Origin of the sequence: Pseudomonas sp. PS01299 (assembly GCF_029960145.1) — a bacterium.
Taxonomy (GTDB): Bacteria; Pseudomonadota; Gammaproteobacteria; order Pseudomonadales; family Pseudomonadaceae; genus Aquipseudomonas; species Aquipseudomonas putida_A.
Window position 1 is genome coordinate 1 of sequence record NZ_JASCPO010000382.1, and the last position, 3,377, is coordinate 3,377.

At 59.4% G+C, this 3,377-nt stretch carries 3 protein-coding genes; 1 reads left to right on the top strand and 2 read right to left on the bottom strand.

Annotated elements, in window-relative coordinates; translation table 11 throughout:
* Positions 1 to 109 precede the first annotated feature (109 nt).
* Both QMX91_RS29955 and QMX91_RS29960 read right to left on the bottom strand, forming a co-directional pair.
* Complete coding sequence (locus QMX91_RS29955; protein WP_282413820.1) at positions 110 to 628, bottom strand: ankyrin repeat domain-containing protein; 519 nt, start codon at positions 626 to 628, stop codon at positions 110 to 112.
* A gap of 96 nt (positions 629 to 724) precedes the next feature.
* Positions 725 to 2,563: a long-chain-acyl-CoA synthetase gene (locus QMX91_RS29960; protein WP_282413821.1), complete on the bottom strand. Its 1,839-nt coding sequence runs from the start codon at positions 2,561 to 2,563 to the stop codon at positions 725 to 727.
* Between the two features lie 378 nt (positions 2,564 to 2,941).
* Here QMX91_RS29960 and QMX91_RS31495 point away from each other — a divergent pair, with 378 nt between their 5' ends.
* Positions 2,942 to 3,220 carry a DUF3509 domain-containing protein gene (locus QMX91_RS31495; protein ID WP_027613327.1) on the top strand — a complete coding sequence of 93 codons (279 nt, stop codon included), beginning with the start codon at positions 2,942 to 2,944 and terminating at the stop codon, positions 3,218 to 3,220.
* Positions 3,221 to 3,377: the final 157 nt, after the last annotated feature.

A 3,377-nucleotide genomic window follows, 5' to 3' on the forward strand; every position in this document is an offset into this window, starting at 1 on the left:
GCTCCCGCTGGGGTGCGAAGCGGCCCGAAAAACAGTGGGCTCAGCATTTTTACCAGCGCTGCGCACTGGAGCGGGAGCAAGCTCCCTCGCCACAGAATCTCAACAGTCCTCAGGCCAGCAGTTTTTCCAGCTGCGCCGTGGTATCGACCGCGCCCATGGTGCGGGCCGCGTCCAGCGCGGTGACGCCATTGGCATCCTTGGCTTGCGGGTCGGCGCCCTTACTGATCAGGTAATCAACGATTTCAACACGGTTGAACATCGCCGCCATCATCAGCGCGGTGCGGCCATCGAACGACGAGCCTTCGATCTCGGCGCCCGCTTCCACCAGTGCCTTGACCACCGCCAGATCGCCCTTGAACGCGGCGCCGGCAATCGGGCTCTGACCGTTGCCGTTACGCATTTCCGGGTCGGCCTTGTGCTTGAGCAGCACCTGCACAGCGTCGACGTGGCCATAGTAACTGGCGAGCATCAGCAGGGTGTCGCCCTTGCTGTTTTTCAGGTTCACCGGCAAACCGGCGCTGATCAGCCGATCGAGCATCAGCGCATCACCGTCGCGTGCCTTGTTGAAAACCTGCTCGGTGAATTCGGCAGCTTCTTCAGGGGTCATCTGGCGGCTTTGGTCAGACATGGGGTAACTCCACTTCGGTTGATCGCAAAGCCGACAGTTTCCCGAGCGCGACGATAGCTGTCACCCCCTTTTTCTCAAGTCAGGCTATAGCCAATCTCAATAGCGATATTTGCCCTGATGAATATCGGCCAGAATTTCGTCCGTCACTTGCACGTAAGTCTGGGTGCCAGGCAGCCACGCGTAGATCGGGTCGTCGCCCGTCTGGCCGGGGTCGAAACCCTCGTTTTTCAGCCGGGTCTTCTGGTATTTGAAGGTCCCGGTGGTTTCCATTTTCACCTTCACCCGCAGGAACAGCGGCACCGCGTAGGCCGGCATGCGCTGGCGGGCGAATGCGAGCAATTCGGCGAAATCCAGGGTCGCCAGTGACTCGGCGGGCGTGATTGCCGCCATGCCGGCGCGACCGTTGGTGTTGCGCACTTCGACGCCGTAGGCGACGGCCTCAGAGATATGCGGATGCTGCAGCAGCAGGTTTTCCACTTCAGTGGTCGAGACGTTTTCGCCCTTCCAGCGATAGGTGTCGCCGAGCCGATCGACGAATTGTGCATGGCCAAAACCGATATTGCGCAGCAGGTCGCCGGTGTTGAAGAAGCGGTCGCCCTTGCTGAACACATCGTGCAACACCACCTTGGCGGTTTTCTGCGGATCGGTGTAACCGTCCAGCGGGGCTTTTTCGTCGATCCGTGCCAGCAGCAAGCCCTGTTCGCCCTTGCCGACCTTGCGCATGAAGCCGTCGGCGCTGCGCAACGGCTGCCCGCTGTCGTGGTCGTACGCCACCAGCTCCCAGGCCATCAGCGAGAAACCGATGGTGTTGTCGAAGTTGAGGATATTGCTGAAGCCGATATTGCCGTCGCTCGCCGCGTACAGCTCGCAGATGTGCTCGACGGCAAACCGGGTTTTGAACTCGGCCCAGGCGCCGGGACGCAAGCCGTTGCCGATCATCTTGCGCACCGCGTGACGGCTGTCATCGGCGCTGGGCGGTTGATCGACCAGATAGCGGCACAATTCGCCGACATAGCCGAGGGTGGTCGCGTTGTAGCGACGCACGTCCGGCCAGAACTGACTGGCGCTGAACTTGCGACGGATCGCGAACCCGGAAGCGCCGTTGATCGCCGAGCCCCAGCACACGCAGAGGCCGGTGGCGTGGTACAGCGGCAAGGTGCAATAGACGACATCGTTGGGGCACATGTTCAGGGCAATCAGGCCGAAGCTGGCGGAGCTGCGCATCCAGCGCCCGTGCTTGAACACGCCGGCCTTGGGCAGGCCGGTGGTGCCGGAGGTGTAGATGTAAAAGCACGGATCGTTGAAGAACACTTCACCGCTGCTGGGCGGGTTTTCAGCGCAGGCGTCAGTACTGGCGCTGATCAGATTGACGTAGCCCTCGGGCGCAATGCCCGGGTGGCTATAGGTGTCACGGTCGGCGATAAACCAGGTGCGCTGCGCCGGGATCGACACCTGCTCGCGGATCGCGGCAAACGCCGGCTGCAATTCCTCACCGAGGACAATCGCCACCGGCGCCACCAGATTTACGCTGTGAATCAGTGTGTCGCGGGTTTGCGAAGTATTGAGCAGCGCACTGACCGCGCCGAGTTTGGCCAGCGCCAGAATGGTCACCAGCAGCTCGGGACGATTTTCGATGAACACCGCGACCACGTCGCCCTTGCCGATGCCCTGCGCGCTCAGATAGTGGGCGATGCGGTTGGCCCACTGGTTGACCTGCGCATAGGTCAGCAAGACGTCGTCCTGCAAGATCGCCTGCCCCTCTGGATTGCGCAGCGTTGCTTGCTCGAAGGTCCAGCCGAGGCCACACGTTTGGGTCGGATCCGTGACGTTGGCGACTTTCATGCCCTTGACCACCCGCGGGATGGCTTTGGCGATCGTCGGCAGTTTGCGGAGCATCATGCTCCAGGTAATCGTGTCGCTCGACGCGTGACGCATGGCAGCTCCCCGGTCGGCCTGGTCGGCCAGTTTTTTATTGTTCGGGCTGTGGGCATGACCTGCGTTGTGGGCAAGGTCGAGATCGAAAATACGTCAGCGCTTCTCGGCCTGTACACGCGGTTTTTGCAATGTTTTGTATCCGCCCTGTCACGCCTGGCGGCGGTGATTACGACTTTGCCGTTTGGTTCCGTTCAACTCATGAGAATCCCGCAAAATGCAGGATGCACGATGGCCATTCATGCAGATTGCACGACGAATGCAAATTTCACGATTTTTAACTTATTGATTTATAAGCATTTTTATTTTTTCGTGTGCTGGCACAATCGCTGCAACCTCCTCTGCATGCTTGCCATTCAAGTGCATACGGAGCTGAAAGACATGAGCCTGATCCAAGAAAAATTTACCTCGCTGTTCTCCAACTTCAACGTCACCACTGCGCCACGTCCCGATGGCGGGATCCTGCTGACGCTGCGCAGTAGTGAAGGCAAAGTATTCAAGCGCGCCCTGACGTATCAGCAAATGCACAACGCCGACCAACTGTCGTGGGCGATCAGCGCGATCCGTCGTGACCTGGCGGAAGAAGCCAGTGAGCTGCCGCAGATTGCGATGCTGCAAAGCCAGCAGCGCTTTGCTCTGCCGACGTATCACTCGCTGTAATTGATTCGAAGCTTTAAACAGCTTTAAACAAACACAGGCCGGGCAGCTTTCACTGTCCGGCCTGTGTTTTTGGCTGATGCAAAACTCCGTGTGGGAGCGGGCTTGCTCGCGAAAGCGGTGTGTCAGTCAAAAATATTTGGCTGACACACCGCTTTCG

Coding starts and splice junctions, on each gene's coding strand:
- QMX91_RS29955 (WP_282413820.1), bottom strand. CDS start 628: ATGTCTGACCAAAGCCGCCAGATGACCCCTGAAGAAGCTGCCGAATTC.
- QMX91_RS29960 (WP_282413821.1), bottom strand. CDS start 2,563: ATGCGTCACGCGTCGAGCGACACGATTACCTGGAGCATGATGCTCCGC.
- QMX91_RS31495 (WP_027613327.1), top strand. CDS start 2,942: ATGAGCCTGATCCAAGAAAAATTTACCTCGCTGTTCTCCAACTTCAAC.